Origin of the sequence: Burkholderia sp. Ac-20349 (genome assembly GCF_017104865.1) — a bacterium.
Lineage (GTDB): Bacteria > Pseudomonadota > Gammaproteobacteria > Burkholderiales > Burkholderiaceae > Burkholderia > Burkholderia aenigmatica.
Genome location: NZ_JAAGPM010000044.1, coordinates 1 through 20,024, shown reverse-complemented (window position 1 = coordinate 20,024; position 20,024 = coordinate 1). Strand labels below are relative to the sequence as shown.

Here is a 20,024-nt window from a genome sequence, read left to right as displayed (position 1 = left end):
TCAGACCGACGGCGCGTAGAAGTAGATCGGCGTCAGCGGGAGCATCACCTTGTCGTCCTCGGCGAGTTGCGGGTAAAACTGCTGCCACAACGCGATGAGCCGATCCAAATCGATCAACTCGACGTGCGCGTGTGAGCTGCGGGCCGTGGCTTTGGCGTCGGGCGTGAACCCACCCGAAGCCACGAAGATGCCGACATCGCCGTCCTTCTGGAGCAGTCCCATCAACTCGCGGATTTCCTGGACTCTCGCCGCCGTGTCGATCTTGTGCTTGACCTGTACCTTGATTCGCGGGGAGACCGTGCCGAGCGGATCTCGATACGCAATGATGTCGACGCCGCCATCTTTGCCGGCGGGGGCTACGAACGGCGTAAAGTAGCCCATCCCGCGCAACAGGGCTGCGATCAGGTCCTGGAACTCGTAGGGATTTTTCAGCGAAATCTGCTTCTTCAATCCCTCGGCCGCGAGCTGCTCCATTTCGTGAATGGTCGCTTCCTGCGCCTGTTCGACGACCTCAGCTATTTCGTCGCCGTTCCTTGGCTCGGTGGTCGGTTGATTCTTCTCACGCCACACGCGATAGGCCTCCACGGCTGCGTTCAAGAGGCCCACCTCACCGAGCGTGAGCGCTTGCTCACCTTCGTTCGTCAAGTACCAGACGCCCTTCTTCTTGAGAAGAAAGCCCGCCTTGATGCAGTCGATGCTGAAAAAATGCAGGATCGATTGCCATCGAACGTAACCCGTTTTCTCGTAGGTTTGGGTGGCCCAGTCGTCGAGCAATACGCGTCTTTCGATTTCCGCGATGACGTCCCGACCGGCGAGTTCACCGCCACGCTCCTGCAAGATTTGAAAGGCGGAAGAGGACTTTGGCAGCGAGTTCGCGGGAGCGAGAGAGCTTGGTTGCCATGTTCGTTCGTCTCCGAGGGCCGACAGAGCATTATTGCAATTCGCAAGGCCCAGTCAACACAGGTAGTCGGTCTCGGACGGAAGCAGGCAGACGAGTCTCGTTGATCGACCGCGTTGACATGCTGCACCCGAGCGGCGATTCGTTGCAAGTGTCGAATGGGCGGTGTACCACGAATTCGAATCGACGCCGGACGATGGGCCCCGGCGTCCCGTGCAATTAATTGCAATCGTTTCTGAGGCCGAGTGACGCGACATGGAGCACGGCGATAAAGACGATTTAATGCGATGTAAATCCCCGCGGGGTTGCGCGGTTCCTGCCCGCCTACAGCCGAAATTCCGCCAAGATGTACTCCACGCCGTCGCACATCCACATGGATCGCGCCACAGGTTAAAAAGCGGTTCGACCATTGCAAGGTTGCGCTATATTGATCAACGTCACTTTGTTCTTCTCTTTTAAGCTCGTCGCGCGTGCCCATCATGGAAGCCGAAGCTAGAAATCGCCTCCTTAACGACATTGCCCAATCACTTCAAGACGGACGGCCAGTGGAGCCCATCTCCGTTCGCGAACTCATCGGGTGGTTCGACGCCCTTCGAAGAGGGGCAAACGTGAATCGGTCGGTTCGACGCGCGCTCGAGCAAGCCGGCCTCGAGACTGTGCCCGACTTCGAAGGCTCACACATTGACGGCCGAGTTCAGTTGATGCTTGCCAATGCACTACAGCAGGAGCCACAAGCGGGTGAGGAACCCGGCCAACAAGCCGGTGACCAGCCCATGGCTCAAGAGGTGGAAGCCGTGGTCGAGTTTGTCGGCGGTGCTGGCGTGGAGCCTGCCTACCGAGTGAGCCGACTGCTCGATCCCAGATTGCCGCTGGTCACCATTGGCCCGGACGCGACATTGGAACAGGCAGCGACCTTGATGCTGCGGCACGACTATTCTCAGCTTCCTGTCATGACCAATGAGCGCGATGTCCGAGGCGTTGTTAGTTGGGAGAGTATCGGGCCCGCAATGACACTAGGCCATCCACCGCCCCGCTTCGTCCGGGAGTGTATGCGGCAGCATGTCGAAGTCAAAGCTACCGATTCGATTTTCCAAGTAATCAATCGAATTATCGAAAGCTCATATGTGTTAGTACGCGATGAGCGGCGCGTAGTCGTTGGAATTCTAACCACCACTGACCTTAGCCAACAGTTCCAAGACTTGGCTGAGCCGTTCTTGCTGATTGGCGAAATTGAGAACCATATCCGAGCACTGATCGACGGTCGCTTCACTCAGCTCGAACTAGAGGCCGTACGCAACGAGAATGATCCAGAACGCAGCGTTGAATCTGTGGCAGACCTGACATTGGGCGAGCATATCAGGTTGATCCAGAATCCTGACAACTGGGTACGTTTGGGGCTACGAGTTGACCGTGGCGTTTTCGTGAAGGAACTTGATGAGATACGTCAACTTCGAAATGATGTCATGCACTTTGACTCCGATCGGATTACCGACGTAGAACGGGACTCACTCCGAAACTTTGTTCAGTTCCTTCACCAGCTTAAGGTTCACCAGCCCGTTGCAGCCGTAGGTGCAGGTGTCGCTGTCGCAGCATAGCCTTGTAGGCCGCGTTGAGCGTGGCATGCAGAGCACTGAGCATCTTGACGCGCGATGCCTCGAGGCGAAAGCGTTCGTATCAGGCTCAATGCCGAACGCGATTGCAATCAATTGCAATTCGGAATGTTGCTTGTCAGTTGGAAGACGCTCGGGCTTCTACACATGGAAGCAGTAAAAAGTCCCAATCTTCAACGAATGTGAAGACCGAAAAGGGCGATGTGCGGTGGAGACCAAGGTACAGATTGCCACTATTTTTACGTCACGACCGAGATCGGTGATTTTCTATCGATGCGTCATGTGGATGTAGAACGGTCTACAGCTGTGCGTGTCGATCGGCGGCGGAGCCTTCGGGATCGCAGTTACCGTGTCTGGTCAAACCCATTGCTAACTACCAAAGCCAGCGAGTCGATCCTGGGTGAAGGAGCCGTACGGCCGAGTGCAGCGGCGCCAGCGTTGAGGCTCACAAGCCTTTTACCCTCTTGAGCCAATCCATTCCCCGCTGTCCTGCCCAGTGGGTGAGGCACTCGTCAGGCAGCATGTGTCCCCACACTGTGTCAGCCATGTCGGGATCCCGTATGTAGGCTTTCGCACCACTGGTCAGGTGCGCATCGCCGAAATAGAAGCTCGCGACGCCACTTACGAAGAAGTCGTTAAATTCGGTATAGCCACCGAAGCCATTCCGTGCGTCGACCTGGCCACAGGCGTACGAGATGCCAATATATACATCGCGAAACTGCGCCAATTGCGGATCCTTTAGGGAGGCGGCAACCATTGCTTCGACCTCGGCGATTTGATGTCGCTTCTCTCTCTCGTCCTCGGCCGCAGATGCGCGCGTCTCTTCTGCTGCTTTTTCGGCTGCGGCCCGCTCCTGGCTAGCGTGCGTATAGTGCCAGTCGTGAACGTACCCGTATTGCACGCAGACGCCAACGATCAGCGCCACTACCGTGACGATGCACGCCCTTTTCGTGTCGGTCAGGATCGGTTCTTTTTGGCCGCACATTCGTGGTCCCCTTTCTGCCTGCCTATTTTCGGTGCCGTACAAATGGGTGGGCGGCCAGCGTGCAATTGATTGCACAGACTGCTCTGGGCGGAATGCTGGCCGACACGTGCAACAAACAGCTCCTCCAAGATAGCCAATTTTTGCCCAAAATATTGTGAGGACAATCCCTTGCCTCGCCCGTAACGTCATCCATCTAAAGGGGGGCGGATGGAGCCGGAAGTGGCATTGGGCGAGGTTTTGCGGGCACTGCGAAGGCGGAAGGGCCTCTCGCAAGAGGCGCTCGCCCATGCCGCCGAGATGGAGCGGAACTACGTGTCTCTGATCGAGCTGGGCAGGCATAGCGCGAGCATTCGGATTCTGTTCAAGCTCTGTGCCGTGCTCGAATTGCGTCCGTCTGAACTCTTCGTGCTTGTTGAGCAACGAATGGCCGGTCATCAAAAGTCCGATCGATAATAGCGACGAGGCTATCTGACGGCGGAGCGCTTCCCCGGCCCGGAGTCTGTCGCTGGCCACTGACACTCGGGCCTTGCAATCGCGGGGACTCGCCGCACGAGGCACTCGGACACGTAACAGGATCGAGCGAGTACGGTCGCGTCATCGTCAGCGGAGATTCCGTGTATATCCCGCCGCATCCTGCAATCAAGTGCACGGTGCGTATGCCGACTGTCCCTAAAACTGTCCGATCCAGAAGGTGACCTCGTACTTAGGCTGCCAGCCAAGCCACAATCAGCCATTCTCGGAACTTCAACAGATACCCGATGTGCGGGCGGGCAGGTGATCGCGGGAGATGTTCCTCCTCCCGAATCATCGCGGCAAATGATTCCCAGTTCTTCAGCGCAAATACCATCAGCGTAGCCGGATCGAGGCCGGTGCTCGACACCGCATTGCTGAAGGCTCGAAGCTGCCCATACTCTTTCCCAGTCCACTCCGTGACCGGCCGCACTGGTTGCAGTGCCGACATGTGCTCTCGCCAAGTCTGCGCAAGCTCAGGCACCCCCGTTTTGACCGGCTTGACGTCTACCGCAGCGAACAGACGGTTCGGGTAGTTCGCATAATCTGCGTGACGCATACTGGCTCCGCGAATGAAGGTGACTTCAGGATTGCAAAATAAATCACGCACAGTCCCGACTGACGCATCGAAATCGAGACTCGGCCCACGTTCACCTGATAAGGGCGTGGGTCATCTGACTCCATTCTCCAAAGTTCAACTTCAAACCCCAGCGCTGCGCGCTATGGCCCCCTCCGCTACGCTCCGGGTGCTCCTCGGCTTGCGCCTCGGCGGCGACCCCGCAAGCGAACCCAAAACCCAAAACCCAAAACACCCAATGTTCAACCTAGATTTCGACATAACCATCCCAAGCGATCCTCGCTCAACGAGGAAAGCTCGGGTGATTATGGTACAGGTGTCAACCTGAGTTCCGTCTCGTGCTCTTGAGAGAAGTTGTCACGAGTCAGCAGACTTGAACGCGCTTCGTTCCGCGCCCCGCTTTGGTTCTGCCGGTGCGACACACCACGTGAATTTCGATCTCGGAGCTTTCGCCTTACCCCACGCGTTCAGGTGCGCGCTGGTGCCGTGATCGTCTTCGCTGCTGTACTACCTCACGTGATGCCGCTATCACCCCCACCAATGGCCCGTGCGCCCCGGTTGGCCCCAATCTCGAGATCCGACTACCTGGCTGGTTATCCCCGCTATAGCCGATCCGGTTCGGCGCGCGCGCAAAAAACCCCGTAAAGCACTTTGATTGGGGCTTGGGCTTGGCGAGCCACGGCAACCGGTCCAGAGAGAATTGAGACGATCAGGGACAAGTTGCCGTACACAAGCCCCAATCGAAATCCTCGACGGGGTTCGGGTAGAGCAAAATCAATTCTCTCTAGATTCGGATGCCAAGCCGAACGGAATAATAATACTCCACTCTTTGAATTCGTGTTTTAGCCTTGAATGTAAAAATTAGTAATGAAGAGGTATTGTCAATGTCAGGAAAAAGTGGGGGGGAGGGCGACGGCTCTTCAATGCGCAACGACGATATACAATGTAGGAAAAAGAATTGCACAATGTCGTTCAGTCGTGGCTAACAGGAGGGAACGCCAATGTTGGACCGAGAGCAGCCTCGACGGGCATGAAGATGGCGCATCGGCCGTCATTGCAATCAATTGCCAGAGATGACCGGTATCGAGCAAGTGCCTTCACGCTTTCTGGCGCGTAGCTTTGTGACGAGGGTTCGCCATCGGAAATGGCGATTTTCTGCCGCCCCAAATCGTCGGAGCACGTCCGACGCAGGGGCGGGAAGCGAATTGCGCTGGACCCCTCTGTCAGTCTTGCTCCATAACCACTCGTTCGAAAACATCCAGGCATATCCTGCAATTGAATGCATTGGCCGGTGGCCTTTGGGCTTGAAGTGCATCTTCAGCACTGCTGTAGGCCGACGATGCGCATGCGTTGTTTTGTGTGCCGCGCTTGCAGGTCCTGGCGCGGCACATGTGCCTTTACTGTTGCTCCAAGAACTCTCGGACCGTCGACGTTTTCCAATAAGGCCTCGGATCACGACCATCGGGAGGCGGAATCCGCTTGAGTTTCAGCCGCGCATAGAAGGCCGAATGCGAGAGGTCGCCGAGCAGCGCCTGAAAATGGGCGACTCGGATGAATCCCGGTTCGCTTAGCGAAATTTTCGGGGCTCTCGGCTTCGTGTGACCCGACTTCCTCTTCTTATATGGCTCGCTTATATAGTTAGTACTTCAAATTATCGCAAATGACATTATTTCGATCTCCCTTAAGGCGTGGTGAGCACGACGCGATTCCGCCCAGTTGATAAAACCCAGCGACCGAATTCTCATCAGGGAGAGCCCGAGCGCCGGATTGCACTCTGCCCATTGCGGGCGATCCGTCCGAAGTCTGGCGCATTTGCACCGGACCTCACGCTCTCCATAGCTCGGGATTGGATGTCATCGTATCGTGGCGCACGGAGCCGTGCAAGTTAGGGGCATCGGCGCACGGGCGCTGGCCGTTCCGCGCGTAGTGGGCCCGATTCTGCCGAGATCCGGTTCGGGAGGGCAGCGGGTGGCAGAGGAGAGCGTCCATCATGAATCGGTCGCGCCAGAAGGGCGCCGGATTGCTTGCCAGCGGGCAGCGGCTATTGCACCGCAGGGGTCAACCCATTGCCCCCTGGCGCGTAATCATATACAGAGACTACAGCAGAGACTGTGGCGAACGCGTTCGCGATGGCACGGGCGGTTGCCCGTTCTGCATCCGGCACTCCCTGGCTCAGAGTTCACCCAGAGCCGACAAGTAGAAGAGCGCGTGTGTCGGATTGAATCACATGGTCGGGCCATCCAACGACGCTTGTGAGGGAGGTATTCTTCCTCGGGACCAGGCGTGTGCCGATGCGTGGGGGCCGTTGCATGCGGTAACCGCGACGAGCCTGTCGTCGGAGTACTGGTCTCAAGCGTTCAATCGCCACATTTGCTGCGGCTACGGGTCACCGCCAGCAATCAGCTTTGAAACGGCATTCAATATGCGCCAGAACGCGCAACGCTGAGACTCGACAGGGCGTGTGTTTTTGCAGCCAAGCAAACGCGGCTACAATCGTTTCAGAACTGAGATCAGCGTTAGGTGGCTGCACGCCGGCTGCCATAGAGCGTCAGCAACAAACGGGATTGCAATTGATTGCAATCGCAAAAGTGTGGTTGTTGAGCGGCACGTACCACGGGGTGGCTCTCGTGGATCCGCTTCGCCCACTACGCGTGCTTGGGGAATGTGTCGTGTACGATCATGCCGTTTGCAATGAACGAATGGCTGCCAGGCACCGTGAAGTCGTAGACCCAGTCATCCGGCGTCGGCCCGACCGACCTAACTTGCCAGCAGCGCGCACGCGAGCGCCCTCCGACGCCATACGTTTGCGGTTCGATGTTACCGTGCAGTCGTAGCGCGGCAACAACCTCTTCGGCCGCCTTGCCCGACCACTGTATGAACTTCGTGCCGCGTGATTCCACATGCGCGTAGCCGCAATGGAGCCTCAGCGCGATCACCATCTGCTGTACCGTATCAGTCAGCTCGTGACTGAGGCTCGTGAAATTGACGACGAGCCGGCGCCCTCGATGTCCCGACTTCGCGATATGGACGCTGCCGTCGCCGCGGAATAGGCCGCGTAAATAGTCGGCCGTGAATGGCGAACACAGGATCGACCTCGGCACGCGCTTGTTGCGCGCACGGCTCTCGCCCTTGACCTCCATCAGATGCAGCCACGAGCGCGTGAAGACCTGAGAATAGACGTTCACGCGGTGGGCATTGATCTCGGCCTTCAGTCCCCAGCCGCGCAGGATCGACAGCACGCGCTGCTGGCATTCGGGAATCGTCGTGGCCCACAGCACGTAGTCGCGTTTGAAGCCGGCCGTCGCCGAGCCTTCCGCCGTCCAGAACCCCATTAGCCAAGCGAGATCGGTCGTCAGTGCACCGGGGACGTAAAACTCCCTTCGTTTCGCACCCTTGTTAAACCAGAGATGTGGCGTGGGTACTGTGCGAATGATCGTCGGAAGTGCAGATGCGCGTAGCACGATCTGTCCGACTTGCAGATCGTCGGCCTTCAACCAGCCGTCCTCGGTCAGGAACGGATGGTCGCGCGTGCAGCGCACGTTCATGCCACCACGCAGCGTTATCTTGCGCAGCTCCGTCGCGAAGTGCTTGAACGTCTGGCTCGTAGTCTCGAGCCCGTTCATCGTGACCAGGTCGATCACACGCTCATGCACGCCCTCGTCTGTCACGAGGTCGGCGATCCGCTGCTGGCCCGTCGGTGTCCACACCAGCGTATCGCCGCTCACGCACTGAAACTCCGGGTCGTTGGACGAGAGTTTCGTCTGACTCGTCTCAGTTTCCGTAGGCTGCTGTAACGTGCGAGTGCCCCCAACTGTTGCCGCGAGTTGGTTATGCGGCCATGGCGCGGCGCCAGATGTCGCGCGTTTTGCGTTCGGCTGCTGCTGCATCACGAGCAGCGATCCACAGAGTCGATGCCGAGCAATCGGAACTGCGGCAGATAGCTGGCGCGCTACATGCGCGGCCCAAGCGTTATTGCGGTTCACACTCGACGTCAGCGCAGACTCGATAAGCGAACCGTTGGTCGCGAAGTGCTTGGGATGCCCCAATGACACTACCTTGGAGGCCATGCCGTTGCCAAAGGGTCTTCGGACGATGGTGATGGCCATGGCATTTCCTTTCTCAAATAGCGAGGAAGGCGCACGCGGCCACCCCGCCGGTTGATCAGCCGGCGGCGATATTTCTTTGGGGAATCCCGTGCGCCGGAGTGCGTCGCGCCGCCAATTGCAGGCAGGCGGTCCATCGAGAGCATCGCTCTCCTCGCACTCCATTGGTACGGACAAGTACAGTCTAGGCGACGGAAAGGATAATGCCAGGTGACTAGGCGATGGGCCGTAGACAGTCCGATAGCGAGTCAGTTGTCACGATTGGCAGCCCCCCACCTTTTCTTCGATTGGATACCGCTCAGCACGTGGATGTTGCGGGAAGAAATCATCGGTTCACTACCAGCACCGCACGACCTTTTGCAGACGTCAGGCAAACGACCGGAGCTGACCGGGGCCTGCCAAACGCGTCGGAGCGGTTTCGATTTGTACTAGTCGTTCGGTCTTGAACCGGGAGCGGCAGATCCCACGCAAATATCAGATAGACATCCTTGTCAATCCGTTGGCGGATCTTTCAGTAGACGCTTACGTCAGCACTCTTGTCGTGTTGACCTCCTCTTGCTCGGATCCGACAAGCAAATGAGAGAGCAAAGACATGTCCAGTTTCCGCATAGACATCAAACGACCAGCGTGGCCCCGGAGTGCGGAGAGGCTTGCTGCTGGGGAACCGGCGCGGACAACAATTCCGACGCGCTTGGTCAGGTTAGTCGAATGCCGCGAGCCGCCGCTGAGATTTTTGCCTGCTGCTTCTCTTCATCGTCTTTGGCTTTGCAGCACCATTTGTATTTTTTCCCTGACCCGCACGCGCAAAGAGCGTACGGATTTCTGACTGCTGCGCGGGCCGCGCTGGTAGGATCCATGGCATGGAGCATCATTCTTCCAAACATTGCGAGCTGGTTGGCGATTATCTCCGTACCACCGTTGACCTCTAGGGCTAAATAGGCCCGCGCGTATCCGTGGCCCATTTCGCCGGCCCTGCCAAGAAGGTCTCTCGCCATATCAATGTTTTCGTCAATGCCCAAGCCTTCGCTGTAGCACCGCCCTAGGCAATACATGCAATCCGGATCGCTCTGCTCGACACCGAGCCTGAGATAGTTGATTGCCTTTACCGGATCCGGCTCGCACGCTTTGCCATCCGTGTAGTAGTGCCATATAGCGACGTAGGCCCTTGGGGCGTTCCTTTGCACGGCAAGCAGCCAGAAGCGCAAGGCGCCAGCATAGTCGGCCTCATCCTCATACAGGATGCCACCATAGTGGTCGCAGGCCCGACCATGGCCGGCCTTTGCCGCGGTTGCAATCATGTCGACCGCCTGTTTTTCGAGATGGCCGTCAATTTTCCCCAATGTGATCAGTCTGGCATATCGATAGCTAGCGTCGACATTTGGTCGAATGGAGTGCGAGTGCTGATAGAAAGTCGCGGCCAGTCGCTTTAGAAAAGTCTGGTCGTTTGCGAACTCGTCCGACGCAATCAATCCCTTGAATTCGAATTGCCGTCGCTCCGCCTCTCCTTCGCACCAAAGGCCGGCCTTGTATTTGACGTCCGGGTCGGAAGTTGTCGTGGCGGAGAAGAGGATTTGTTTGAACTCTTGGGTTTCGATGGAAGCCATCGAGACGTCCGGCGCATCGACGGCGTTATTTTTTTTCTGGAAGGAATGCAGCAGACACGAAACAACGAGCGAGCGAACGGCCTCCGCATTGCAGATCAGAGCATCTCTTACTGGTGATTCCGTGTTGGCTCCTGAGTCGGGATCCCCCTGCTTTGGTGACTGATGAGCGCCGGAATTGCACAGTTTCCGAGCCTCATGAAACGCATTTTTTACTTCGCGCGGAATGACTCTTTGGTCGCCGAGGAAATTGATTTTTTCGAACAAAGACGTTTTCCCGTCGTTCAAATCGTCAAAGCCGGCAAGCCTCGCGAGGCCGACGCAGATCTCGTCGAGGACGTCGCGGAACCGGACAAGGGAATGCGATGGGAGGACCCTACTAAACTCAACGCCTTCTCGATAGGCGAATCCTACACTGCAGGAGAAGTCGTCCGCGAGATCCAGGTCCGTATTGATCAATGGCGCCATTTTGTAATTTTCTCGACTGTATCGCGTAAGGAAATAGTGTGCACGATGAAGTTGGTTGGTCAATAAGAATAAAATCTGGAACGCTCCCAAAGGCTGCCCGAATGCCAGGGCGATGAGTTCTGTTGGGGCTGCGAATCGCACAAAATATAGGCACACTTTTATGGCCCCATCGGCACGCAAATCCCCCTCCGACATAGATCCTTATGAACGCCTGGAGGCCCAAAGGATCATCGAGGCTTATCGCGAGATCTTTCCGCGCATCACGCCGCAGCTGGCCCGCTACTTGGACTTCGGGCGAACACGTCCTTGGGGCTACCTGACCTCGGATTTCCACCGCGCCACGCTTAGTGAGTACGAGGCCTTCAGCGTAGCCGTAGAGAAACTTGAGGGCGAGGCGCGCAAGAACCATCCCATGCCGGCAGCGGAACTTGCCGCGCGCATGATCGCCTTGTGCAAGGCCTATGACCTCGGCTTCAGCTTTGGCATCTGTCCGTGGACCGATCATGCTTTGCACCGCACGTACGGGAGGGCGACGGGCCGTCGCTTGATCGTCATCGTCGGACACGACTGGTATCCCATCGTACCGAAACGCGCACTGGAGCCACACAGCTTGAGCTGGCCCATGCGCCAAGATGGCCTGCATCGTATGCCTGAAGTTCTGCCCGGGCGCGAGAAGCTCTACTATGCGGCCGTGACCGAACCATTGCTCTCCGGCGAGCTCGGCACGCTCCTGTTCGTGAACATCTATCCTGATTACCGTGAGCCCGAAGAGAGGACGACCGGAAAGGTGAAGGCCGGCTACGACGGGTGTCTGGAAGGATTTGAGGCGTTGTTGGCAGCCACTCGCCCCCACTACAGGCCAGACGACGTGACAATCATTTCCTGGGGGGCGATGCCCTGGGGTCTACTGAAGCAGCGCACGCTGGTTCACCGCCCCGGAACGATTATGGAAGCCACTGAACAACTCGCCGGCGAGATCCTTGAGCTGCGAACCGGGGGCCATGCATACAGGTATCTGCCAGTTGCGCACCCTAGTGAAGGTCGTAACGCCCACATCGACTTTCACCTGGACCATGTGCGCTTGGGGTTGGCGAACCTGGGTTTCGGCACCCCGATGTCCGCACCCGCCCCTCGGCCACGGCCAGCCCACTGGCGTCGAAGGGCCCCGCTGGCGTTCATTACCGCTTAGGGGCGCTGCGGCTCTTTTGCACCGCCGTACGACACGGCCAGTCCTGAGCTTGGTACGTCGCCGCACACGTGTGGCTGTCAATGCCTTCTTCTGGCCGACAACGGTCCAGTCGCGAGGATATGTTCGCGCTCGCTGTCGATCGCGACACTGCCATCGTGTGCCCTCCTTTACGAAGCTCGGCTTGGCCAGGATCATTAGTCGGATCGCCGTGGCCGCTGGCGCAGCGATGCTGCGCCAAGTTGAAGGAAGCACGACAGATGGTTACCGATGGATACCGACGGGTGCGCCGAGAGCATGTCAGTAACGAGGAGGGCATGGGGGCAACTATGGGGGCAACCATCCGCGACCGGAAACCTGGATCTCCTATCCACGGGATCTTCAGCCAAATGTTCGATCCTCCTCCGCTCCACCAACGGAATTCGAAGGGCTCGATCGCAAGGTCGAGCCCTTTTTGTTTTTGGCGCACCGAAAGCCGCGCATCTATCTCGAAATACAAACGTATACATTTGCATACGAGCGCACTATGCTTTGAGTCATCGATTCGAAGGGATGGATGTCATGCAAACCGTATCGGTACGAATTCCGGAAGACGACCTCGCGTGGCTGGTCGAGCTGCAATTGCCCGACGCGACGAGTCCGAGCGACAAGATCCGCGCGCTGATCGCCGACGCGCGCCGCCGCGTCAAGGGCGCGCATGACTTCGTGCGCTGCGCCGCGCTGTTCAGGGAGCAGGTGCGGCCGGTGCTCGACGCGATCGACGCGTACGAACACGCGACGCATCACCGCTCGGAAATCGTGACGCTGCTCGCCGCGCAACTCCCCGAACTCATGGCCAGCCTCGTGACGGCGGCGCCGCCGGGCAAACCGATCGGCGAGGCGGCCGGCGAACTCGAGGCACGGCTGACCGCGAAGAGCATGCGCGTGCTGCTCGGCCTGCTGCGCCTGGCCGTGACCGGCAACCCGCCCGCCTATCATCCTGACGTGCTCGATCCGTACGTGCACGAGGTCAAGGAGCTGGCGAGCCTCATTCAACCGGCTCAGGCCCATTCGTGAGCTGCCCGCGAACCCGGCGTCAGGCGGCCGGCCGGCCCGCTTGAATCCCAGAAGGAGTGACAAGTCGTGACGACAGAACATTTCGGTATCCGAGTCAAACGGTTGATGACCGCGAACGTGCATGCGTTGATCGGTTCGCTGGAAAACCGCATGCCGCAAGCGATCCTCGAGCAATACCTGCGCGAATTCGACGATGTGATCGCGCAGTCGCGGGTGGCGCTGGGCCGGCACGAAGCGGCGCGGTACCAGGCGGCCAAGGCGATCGCGCGCATCAACAACGAGATCGAACGACTGAACGACCTGCTGGGCACCGCGCTGGCCCGCAACGACGATGCGGCCGTGCGTGCCGGCGCGGAGCGTCAGATCGAGCTCGAGGATCAACTCGGCGTGCTCCAGCAGTCGCTTCACGACGCGAGCGAGCGCGCGCAGGCCGCCGAGGCGGACCTGCTCGGGCTGCGCGCGAAACGCGCGGAGATGGAAGCGGGGCTTCGCGAACTGATCGCGGCGCGCGCGCCCGGCGACGGCGAGCGCCGGACGGAAGGGCCGGCGGGCGCGGGCGCCGACCCGAGGGCCGAGCAGCTCGAACAGGGGTTCAACCGGACGATGGCCGGCGCGACCGGGGCGGTCGGGTTGGGCACCGGTTCATCGTCGGCCGATCCCTCGCTGTTGCATCGTCTGGAAACCCTGCACAAGGAACAGCGAATCGAGGAGCGCGTCGCCCGCTTGAAGTTGCAATCTGGCAAGCTGGCGGACGACATGTCTTGATGATTCGCCCCCGAACCTGAGAGCAAAACAACAATGACTTCTTCACTGATGCTGCCGGGCAATGCGCCGTTCGTCGCCGCGATCGGGCTGATGATCGTGATCGGCGTGCTGGAGTGCCTGTCGATGCTGATGGGGCTCAGCCTGACCGAGCATGCGGGCAACCTGCTGGTCCTGCACTTCGGTCTCGATCATGCGGATGGCGGGCCCGACGCCGGCGTCGTCGGCCAGTTTCTCGGCTGGCTGCACGTGGGCCGGGTGCCGCTGCTGATCCTGCTGATCCTCTTCCTGCTCGGTTTCTCGGTGGTCGGGCTCGCGTTGCAGACGTCGATGCAGGCCGTCGCGGGCGTCACGATGCCCACCGGGCTGGCCGTCGTGTTGGCCGTGCTTGCGGCATTGCCGTTCGTGCGGCACACCGGCAAGTTCTTCGCGCGCTTTCTCCCGCAGACCGAAACCACGGCGGTATCCGAAGCCGATTTCATCGGCCGCACCGCACGGATCGTCACCGGCGAAGCGTCGCTCGGCAATCCGGCCGAAGCGCGGCTCGTCGACGAGCATGGGCAGCAGCACTACGTCCGCGTCGAACCGGACGAGGCCGGCCGCACATTCGCGAAAGGCACGACGGTCCTGCTCGTGTCGCGCATTTCGGGTTCGCGTTACCACGCCATCGAGAATCCCAGGCCCGAATTGCTCTGAATCCCGTTTTACCAGCCCACTGCCTTTGAGAGCGGCGTGGACTGGCGCACCTTGCTGTCACCATCCGTACACAGGAGTCGAACAAACATCATGATGAATGCACTCTCATTCTGGGGCGCTGTCGCATTGGCAGTGGTGGTGGGTATCTGCGTGATCGGCATGATCTTCGCGCGTCTTTACGTGCGGGCGTCGGCGGAACGCGCCTTCGTCCGCACCGGGCTCGGCGGGCAGAAGGTGATCATGAGCGGCGGCGCGGTCGTGCTGCCGGTGTTTCATGAAGTGATCCCGATCAACATGAACACGCTGAAGCTCGAAGTGAGCCGGGCGACGCGCGACAGCCTGATCACGAAGGACCGGATGCGCGTCGACGTGGTCGTGGCGTTCTTCGTGCGGGTCGCGCCGACCGAAGAGGGCGTGTCGACCGCCGCGCAGACGCTCGGTCAGCGCACGCTGGCGCCGGAAAACCTGCGCGCGCTCGTCGACGACAAGTTCGTCGATGCGCTGCGCTCGACCGCCGCGCAGATGACGATGCAGGATCTGCAGGACGCCCGCGAGAAATTCGTGCAGGGCGTGCAGAACACGGTCGCGGAAGATCTGACGAAGAACGGGCTGGAGCTGGAAAGCGTGTCGCTGACCAACTTCAACCAGACGTCGAAGGAATACTTCGATCCGAACAATGCGTTTGACGCCGAAGGCCTGACCAAGCTCACGCAGGAAACCGAACGGCGCCGCAAGGAGCGTAACGAGGTCGAGCAGGATACCGAGGTGGCGGTGCGCGAGAAGAACCGCGACGCGCTGTCCCGTAAGCTCGAGATCGATCAGCAGGAATCGTTCATGAAGCTCGAGCAGGAGCAGCAGGTCAAGACGCGCACGGCCGAGCAGAACGCGCGGATCGCCACGTTCGAGGCCGAGCGTCATCAGGAAGCCGAGCAGAGCCGGATCGGCGCCGAGCGGCAGATTCAGGAATCGGAGATCCAGCGCGAGCAGGCGCTGCGCACCCGCAAGGTGGAAGCGGAGCGCGAAGTGCGCGTGAAGGAGATCGAGCAGGCGCGCGTCACGCAGATGGCGGCGATCGAGCAGGCGAAGGTGACCGAAATCGCGCAGCAGGAAAAGGCCATCGTGATCGCGGAGAAGTCCGAGGCGCAGTCCCTGGCGCAGGCGCGCGCGAGCGAGTCGCTCGCGGGTGCGGTGCGGGCCGAGCAGCAGGTCGAGACGACGCGCCGCACCGCGGAAGCCGACCGGGCCAAGCAGGTCGCGCTGATCGAGGCGGCACAGGAGGCGGAGACGCAGGCCGTTCACATCACGACGCAGGCACGCGCGGAACGCGATGCGGCCCAGATGCAGGCGGCCGCGATGGTCGAGCTGGCCGAGGCGGCGCGCAAGAAGGGGCTCGCCGAGGCGGAAGCGCAGCGTGCGCTGAACGACGCGATCAATGCGCTGTCGTCGGACCAGACGAGCCTCAAGTTCAAGCTGGCGTTGCTGCAGGCACTGCCGGCCGTGATCCAGCAGACGGTCGAGCCGATGAAGGCGATCGACGGCATCAAGATCATCCAGGTCGACGGGCTCAACCGTGGCGGTGCTGCCGCGGATGGCGTCGCGCCTGCCGCGAACGGCGGCAATCTGGCCGAGCAAGCGATGTCCGCGGCGCTGTCCTATCGCGCACATGCGCCGTTGATCGATTCGCTGCTCGGTGAAATCGGGTTGTCCGGCGGCTCGCTGCAAGGGCTCGTGCCGGGTGTCCCGACGGATGTGTCGGCACCGGCACACGCACCGGCACACGCACCGGCGCCGGCACCGGCACCGGCACCCGCACACACATCGGCATATTCACCGGCCCCCGCACCGGTCACCGTTCACTCGGTCGGTGGTGCATTACCCAAAGCCGACGGCGCGGTGGCATAACGCGCGGGGTGCGCCGCCCCGTCCCGGTTGGCGCGGGTTGGCAGCGGAGGCGCCGCGCGACCAAGCCTCGTCGCGCCTGCCTTGCGTTCCCGCTGACGTCAGACAGGCCCGATCGCACGATCGGGCCTGTTTTGTTTCAGGGCCTGCCCGCGACGGCAGCAAGGCTCCTGTTCTTCGCGCCAGTTAGCTCAGCAACCCGTAGGCGGCCTTGAACGTCGGCACCGACAATGCGGCGAACGCCACCATGATGGCCACCAGAATCGCCAGCCTTTTCCGCAGCATCACGCCAATCCCGATTCCTGCCGGATAGAACACCAGCGTCAGCACGATCGTGAGCCAGAGCCATGCGTAGCCGGCGCCGCCCTCGAAGTGCGAAATGTCGCGCGTCTTCACGAGCGCGGCGTAGCCCGCGACGGTGATGCTCGCAGGCAGGCACAGCAACGAGTAGGGGACGAGGACGATGATCTGTCGCAGGTTCGGATCGGGAGACGTCATGGCGAGCGCTTCAGATTCTGATGGACGGTGGCGAGGAACAGGTGGCCGCGTGAGCGGGACCGCCGGATTCGCGTAGCCGGCAGGATGCGGGCGTTTTCGGTGTTTGGCAACGGCCGTCCGCCGTTAGTCGGGCGTGTCGTGGCTCGTCGATCCGTCCGGCGCGCGCCGCACCGCGCGATAGTGCCGCCGCGCCTTCGCCACATTGCCGCAAGTCGCCATGTCGCACCACTTGCGACGCCCCGTCTTCGAGCGGTCGATGAACAGCCACGCGCAATTCGAACCCGCACACATCCGTAGCCGTCCGTCGGGCGATGCTTCAAGCAGCTTCACCGCATCGAGCGCGAGCCGGTGGACGGGCAGGTGCAGGTCTGCCGGATCAGCGGGATCGTCGAATCCGATACGCCCGGCTGTTGCGATCAGCCGCCGGTCGTTCATCGCGCGCTTCCATGCCCGCTCCAGCGTTTCCAGATCCGCCGCGGCCACCGGTGCGCCGTGCGAGCGCGCACCGACGATGCCGAACAACGCTTCACGCAGGCGCTTCGCGTCGCGCAGTGCGCGCTCGGCGGTGTCAGGCGCCTCGGCTGCGCGAGCCGCGAGCTGTTCCACGTCGGGCGCGGAGCACACCGACGATCGCGCGAGCCACGCGAGCCACGCGCCGTAATCCGGCAGCCAGTCGCGCGGGGTCTGATCGCGGCCGGTCACCGTGTTGATGAAATCGAGGACGGGATGGCCGCCGACGAAATCGCGGGCCTCGAACACGTGCGCTTCCAAAACCGGTGAAATGCGGGACATGGGTTGAATTGATGCTAACCTTTTAACGTTGTTTCAAAGGTTAGCATATCCAGTAACCGGTGCTTGTGCGAGGAGAGCGCATGGCGACGTCGACGGCATCACCCGGCCTGCGGGCCGACCCTTTGCAACCCGGCGGCGCCCGGCCGATAGAGCTCATCGCCGCGCCCAGCAGCCTCGGCCTGCGGCCGAACACGGCCGGTCTCGAGCCGGAGACCTGGCGCGCCCCGGACGTGCTGCTGGCGACCGGCCTCGCCGCGCGCGTCGGCGCGAGTGTGTCGCGGCTTGTGCATCCCGCCTATGCCTTTGCGCCGCAGCCCGGAACCCGTATCCGCAACGGCACGGCGATCCGCGCGTTCTCGCTCGACCTTGCCGCGCGCGTCGCCGACGCGCGCAGGCGGCAGGCCTTTCCGATCGTGCTCGGTGGCGATTGCAGCATCCTGCTCGGGTGCCTGCTGGGGAACCGTCGCGCGGGTGGCAACGGGCTCGTGCATGTCGACGGGCACAGCGACTTCTTCCACCCCGGCAATTACGACACCTCGAAGCGGCTCGGTTCCGTGGCGGGGATGGATCTCGCGCTGTCGACCGGGCGAGGGGAGCCGCTGCTGACCGATTGGCCCGCGCTCGACGGCCCGCTCGTCGACGATCTCGACGCATGCCAGGTGGGCGAGCGTGAATCCGAATCCGGCGACTTCGAGGCCACGTATGGCGATATCGCCCGCACGGCGATCTCGCGCATCACGATCCAGCAGTTGCTGGCGCGCGGGCCCGCCGCCGTCGCGGTTGAGCTGGTCGACTGGCTCGGTGCGCGGGCGCTCGGGCAGGCGTGGCTGCACGTGGATCTCGACGTACTCGATCAGTCGCAACTGCCGGCCGTCGATTCCCCCGGTTCGCCGGGGCTGGACTTCGACGGGCTCGACGCGCTGCTCGGCCCGCTCGTTGCGTCGGGGCGCGTGGCGGGGATCGACTTCACCATCTATGACCCCGGACTTGACCCCGGTCTCGCGCATGCGGATCGCATCGCGCGCAGCATCGAGCGATGCGCTGCCGCGCTGCCCGCGCGGTGCGGCTGAAGGCGGCGGCGAGCGGGGCCGGGCCGTCGCTCGACCGCATTCGGGCGTGACGATGAACGAACGGCAACGTCCCTGTCGTCGTCACCCGCGCCCGAAACTCGGCCGCTTCGGATCGTACGTCCACCCCGGCACGAGATAGCGCATCGCGGCCGCATCGTCGCGCGCGGTGCCGCCAACCTGCCGGTACAGCGCATGCGCGGCCTCGACCTGCGCCATGTCGAGGTCGATCCCGAGACCCGGCCGCTCCGGCACGGCCACCTTGCCGCCGACGATCTTCAGCGGCTCGCGCGTGAGCCGCGCATCGCCTTCCTGCCAGATCCAGTGCGTGTCGATTGCCGTGATCGTGCCGGGCGCGGCCGCCGCCGCATGCGTGAACATCGCGAGCGACACGTCGAAGTGGTTGTTCGAGTGCGAGCCCCACGTGAGCCCCCAGTCGCGGCACAGCTGCGCGAGCCGCACCGAGCCCTGCATCGTCCAGAAATGCGGGTCGGCGAGCGGGATGTCGACCGCCTGCAGCCGCACCGCGTGATCCATCTGCCGCCAGTCGGTCGCGATCATGTTGGTCGCGGTCGGGATCCCCGTCGCACGGCGGAATTCGGCCATCACCTCGCGGCCCGAATAGCCGCCTTCCGGCCCGCACGGATCCTCCGCATACGCGAGCAGGTGGCCTTGCCCACGGCACAGCGCGACGGCCTCGTCGAGCGACCACGCGCCGTTCGGGTCGAGCGTGGCGCGCGCGTCGGGGAAGCGCGCCTTGATCGCGGCGATCGCTTCCATCTCGTCGGCGCCGGCCATCACGCCGCCCTTCAGCTTGAAATCGGCGAAACCGTAGCGCTCGACCGCGGCTTCGGCCTGCCGCGCGATCGCGGCCGGCGTGAGCGCTTCCTCGTTGCGCAGCCGGAACCACGCGTCCGATGCGTGCGTCTCGTCGCGATACGGCAGGTCGGTGCGGCGCCGGTCGCCGAGGTAGAACAGATAAGCGAGCATCGGCACCGCGTCGCGCTGCTGGCCTTCGCCGAGCAGCGCCGCGACCGGCACGTCGAGATGCTGGCCGAGCAAGTCGAGCAGCGCCGCCTCGATCGCGGTGATCACGTTGTCGAGCCGCAGGTTGATCTCGTGCGGCTGGCGCAGCACGGCCGCTTCGCCGGCCGACGTCACCTCGTGCCGGATCGTGCGGCCCGCACCCCATCGCCCACCCAGGAGCCCAGCCATGCAACTGAAATGGCTCGAAGACTTCGTCGAACTCGCGCGCACGCGCAGCTTCACACGCGCAGCGGAGAACCGCTTCGTCACGCATCCGGCGTTCGGCCGCC

The 20,024-nt window shown here is 61.5% G+C and carries 16 protein-coding genes and 1 pseudogene; 9 read left to right on the top strand and 8 right to left on the bottom strand.

Annotated features, from left to right (window positions below; translation table 11 throughout):
- The gene (locus tag G3N61_RS16525; protein ID WP_205823049.1) at positions 1–837 is read right to left on the bottom strand and encodes a restriction endonuclease; all 837 of its coding nucleotides are present in this window, start codon (positions 835–837) and stop codon (positions 1–3) included.
- A gap of 540 nt (positions 838–1,377) precedes the next feature.
- Here G3N61_RS16525 and G3N61_RS16520 point away from each other — a divergent pair.
- Positions 1,378–2,493 (top strand): CBS domain-containing protein, encoded by a 1,116-nt coding sequence (locus G3N61_RS16520; protein ID WP_205823048.1) that lies wholly within the window; start codon positions 1,378–1,380, stop codon positions 2,491–2,493.
- 460 nt (positions 2,494–2,953) lie between these two features.
- On the opposite strand, the gene G3N61_RS16515 is transcribed toward G3N61_RS16520, so the two are convergent.
- A complete protein-coding gene (locus tag G3N61_RS16515; protein WP_205823046.1) occupies positions 2,954–3,493 on the bottom strand; it encodes a hypothetical protein in 540 nt (179 codons plus the stop codon).
- A 207-nt stretch (positions 3,494–3,700) separates the two neighbouring features.
- On the opposite strand from G3N61_RS16515, the gene G3N61_RS16510 reads away from it, so the two are divergent.
- Positions 3,701–3,946, top strand: coding sequence for a helix-turn-helix transcriptional regulator (locus tag G3N61_RS16510; RefSeq protein ID WP_205823044.1), 246 nt, complete (start codon positions 3,701–3,703; stop codon positions 3,944–3,946).
- Between the two features lie 250 nt (positions 3,947–4,196).
- Here G3N61_RS16510 and G3N61_RS16505 read toward each other — a convergent pair whose 3' ends face one another.
- The 3 genes from G3N61_RS16505 to G3N61_RS16495 form a co-directional block, all read right to left on the bottom strand.
- On the bottom strand, positions 4,197–4,562 hold the full coding sequence (locus tag G3N61_RS16505; protein ID WP_205823043.1) for a hypothetical protein: 366 nt from the start codon (positions 4,560–4,562) through the stop codon (positions 4,197–4,199).
- 2,663 nt (positions 4,563–7,225) lie between these two features.
- Positions 7,226–8,686 carry an LAGLIDADG family homing endonuclease gene (locus tag G3N61_RS16500; protein ID WP_205823042.1) on the bottom strand — a complete coding sequence of 487 codons (1,461 nt, stop codon included), beginning with the start codon at positions 8,684–8,686 and terminating at the stop codon, positions 7,226–7,228.
- 692 nt (positions 8,687–9,378) lie between these two features.
- Positions 9,379–10,752, bottom strand: coding sequence for a DUF4145 domain-containing protein (locus G3N61_RS16495; RefSeq protein WP_205823041.1), 1,374 nt, complete (start codon positions 10,750–10,752; stop codon positions 9,379–9,381).
- A gap of 160 nt (positions 10,753–10,912) precedes the next feature.
- Here G3N61_RS16495 and G3N61_RS16490 point away from each other — a divergent pair, with 160 nt between their 5' ends.
- From G3N61_RS16490 to G3N61_RS16470, 5 genes are all read left to right on the top strand, one after another.
- Positions 10,913–11,941: a hypothetical protein gene (locus G3N61_RS16490; RefSeq protein WP_205823040.1), complete on the top strand. Its 1,029-nt coding sequence runs from the start codon at positions 10,913–10,915 to the stop codon at positions 11,939–11,941.
- Positions 11,942–12,490: 549 nt separating this feature from the next.
- Positions 12,491–12,994, top strand: a complete 504-nt coding sequence (locus G3N61_RS16485) for a hypothetical protein (protein WP_089449711.1) — start codon at positions 12,491–12,493, stop codon at positions 12,992–12,994.
- 66 nt (positions 12,995–13,060) lie between these two features.
- The gene (locus G3N61_RS16480) at positions 13,061–13,759 is read left to right on the top strand and encodes a PspA/IM30 family protein (RefSeq protein ID WP_205823039.1); all 699 of its coding nucleotides are present in this window, start codon (positions 13,061–13,063) and stop codon (positions 13,757–13,759) included.
- A gap of 33 nt (positions 13,760–13,792) precedes the next feature.
- Positions 13,793–14,452, top strand: coding sequence for an OB-fold-containig protein (locus tag G3N61_RS16475; protein ID WP_043185112.1), 660 nt, complete (start codon positions 13,793–13,795; stop codon positions 14,450–14,452).
- A 90-nt stretch (positions 14,453–14,542) separates the two neighbouring features.
- On the top strand, positions 14,543–16,354 hold the full coding sequence (locus G3N61_RS16470) for a flotillin family protein (RefSeq protein WP_241017774.1): 1,812 nt from the start codon (positions 14,543–14,545) through the stop codon (positions 16,352–16,354).
- Between the two features lie 183 nt (positions 16,355–16,537).
- Here G3N61_RS16470 and G3N61_RS16465 read toward each other — a convergent pair whose 3' ends face one another.
- Positions 16,538–16,849 carry a hypothetical protein gene (locus tag G3N61_RS16465; protein WP_205823038.1) on the bottom strand — a complete coding sequence of 104 codons (312 nt, stop codon included), beginning with the start codon at positions 16,847–16,849 and terminating at the stop codon, positions 16,538–16,540.
- A 123-nt stretch (positions 16,850–16,972) separates the two neighbouring features.
- The gene (locus tag G3N61_RS16460; RefSeq protein WP_346778575.1) at positions 16,973–17,608 is read right to left on the bottom strand and encodes an ABATE domain-containing protein; all 636 of its coding nucleotides are present in this window, start codon (positions 17,606–17,608) and stop codon (positions 16,973–16,975) included.
- 113 nt (positions 17,609–17,721) lie between these two features.
- Here G3N61_RS16460 and G3N61_RS16455 point away from each other — a divergent pair, with 113 nt between their 5' ends.
- Positions 17,722–18,711 (top strand): arginase family protein, encoded by a 990-nt coding sequence (locus G3N61_RS16455; RefSeq protein ID WP_205823035.1) that lies wholly within the window; start codon positions 17,722–17,724, stop codon positions 18,709–18,711.
- A gap of 81 nt (positions 18,712–18,792) precedes the next feature.
- Here G3N61_RS16455 and G3N61_RS16450 read toward each other — a convergent pair.
- A pseudogene (locus G3N61_RS16450) lies at positions 18,793–19,896 on the bottom strand (enolase C-terminal domain-like protein); the annotation flags it as partial.
- A 25-nt stretch (positions 19,897–19,921) separates the two neighbouring features.
- Here G3N61_RS16450 and G3N61_RS39575 point away from each other — a divergent pair.
- Positions 19,922–20,024: LysR family transcriptional regulator (locus G3N61_RS39575; RefSeq protein WP_241017777.1), on the top strand; the 103-nt coding region annotated here is incomplete at its 3' end.

What these genes read in the sequence shown, in the direction of transcription:
- G3N61_RS16520 (WP_205823048.1), top strand. Translation starts at nt 1,378, where the DNA reads ATGGAAGCCGAAGCTAGAAATCGCCTCCTTAACGACATTGCCCAATCA.
- G3N61_RS16515 (WP_205823046.1), bottom strand. Translation starts at nt 3,493, where the DNA reads ATGTGCGGCCAAAAAGAACCGATCCTGACCGACACGAAAAGGGCGTGC.
- G3N61_RS16510 (WP_205823044.1), top strand. Translation starts at nt 3,701, where the DNA reads ATGGAGCCGGAAGTGGCATTGGGCGAGGTTTTGCGGGCACTGCGAAGG.
- G3N61_RS16505 (WP_205823043.1), bottom strand. Translation starts at nt 4,562, where the DNA reads ATGCGTCACGCAGATTATGCGAACTACCCGAACCGTCTGTTCGCTGCG.
- G3N61_RS16500 (WP_205823042.1), bottom strand. Translation starts at nt 8,686, where the DNA reads ATGGCCATCACCATCGTCCGAAGACCCTTTGGCAACGGCATGGCCTCC.
- G3N61_RS16495 (WP_205823041.1), bottom strand. Translation starts at nt 10,752, where the DNA reads ATGGCGCCATTGATCAATACGGACCTGGATCTCGCGGACGACTTCTCC.
- G3N61_RS16490 (WP_205823040.1), top strand. Translation starts at nt 10,913, where the DNA reads ATGGCCCCATCGGCACGCAAATCCCCCTCCGACATAGATCCTTATGAA.
- G3N61_RS16485 (WP_089449711.1), top strand. Translation starts at nt 12,491, where the DNA reads ATGGATGTCATGCAAACCGTATCGGTACGAATTCCGGAAGACGACCTC.
- G3N61_RS16475 (WP_043185112.1), top strand. Translation starts at nt 13,793, where the DNA reads ATGACTTCTTCACTGATGCTGCCGGGCAATGCGCCGTTCGTCGCCGCG.
- G3N61_RS16470 (WP_241017774.1), top strand. Translation starts at nt 14,543, where the DNA reads ATGATGAATGCACTCTCATTCTGGGGCGCTGTCGCATTGGCAGTGGTG.
- G3N61_RS16465 (WP_205823038.1), bottom strand. Translation starts at nt 16,849, where the DNA reads ATGACGTCTCCCGATCCGAACCTGCGACAGATCATCGTCCTCGTCCCC.
- G3N61_RS16455 (WP_205823035.1), top strand. Translation starts at nt 17,722, where the DNA reads ATGGCGACGTCGACGGCATCACCCGGCCTGCGGGCCGACCCTTTGCAA.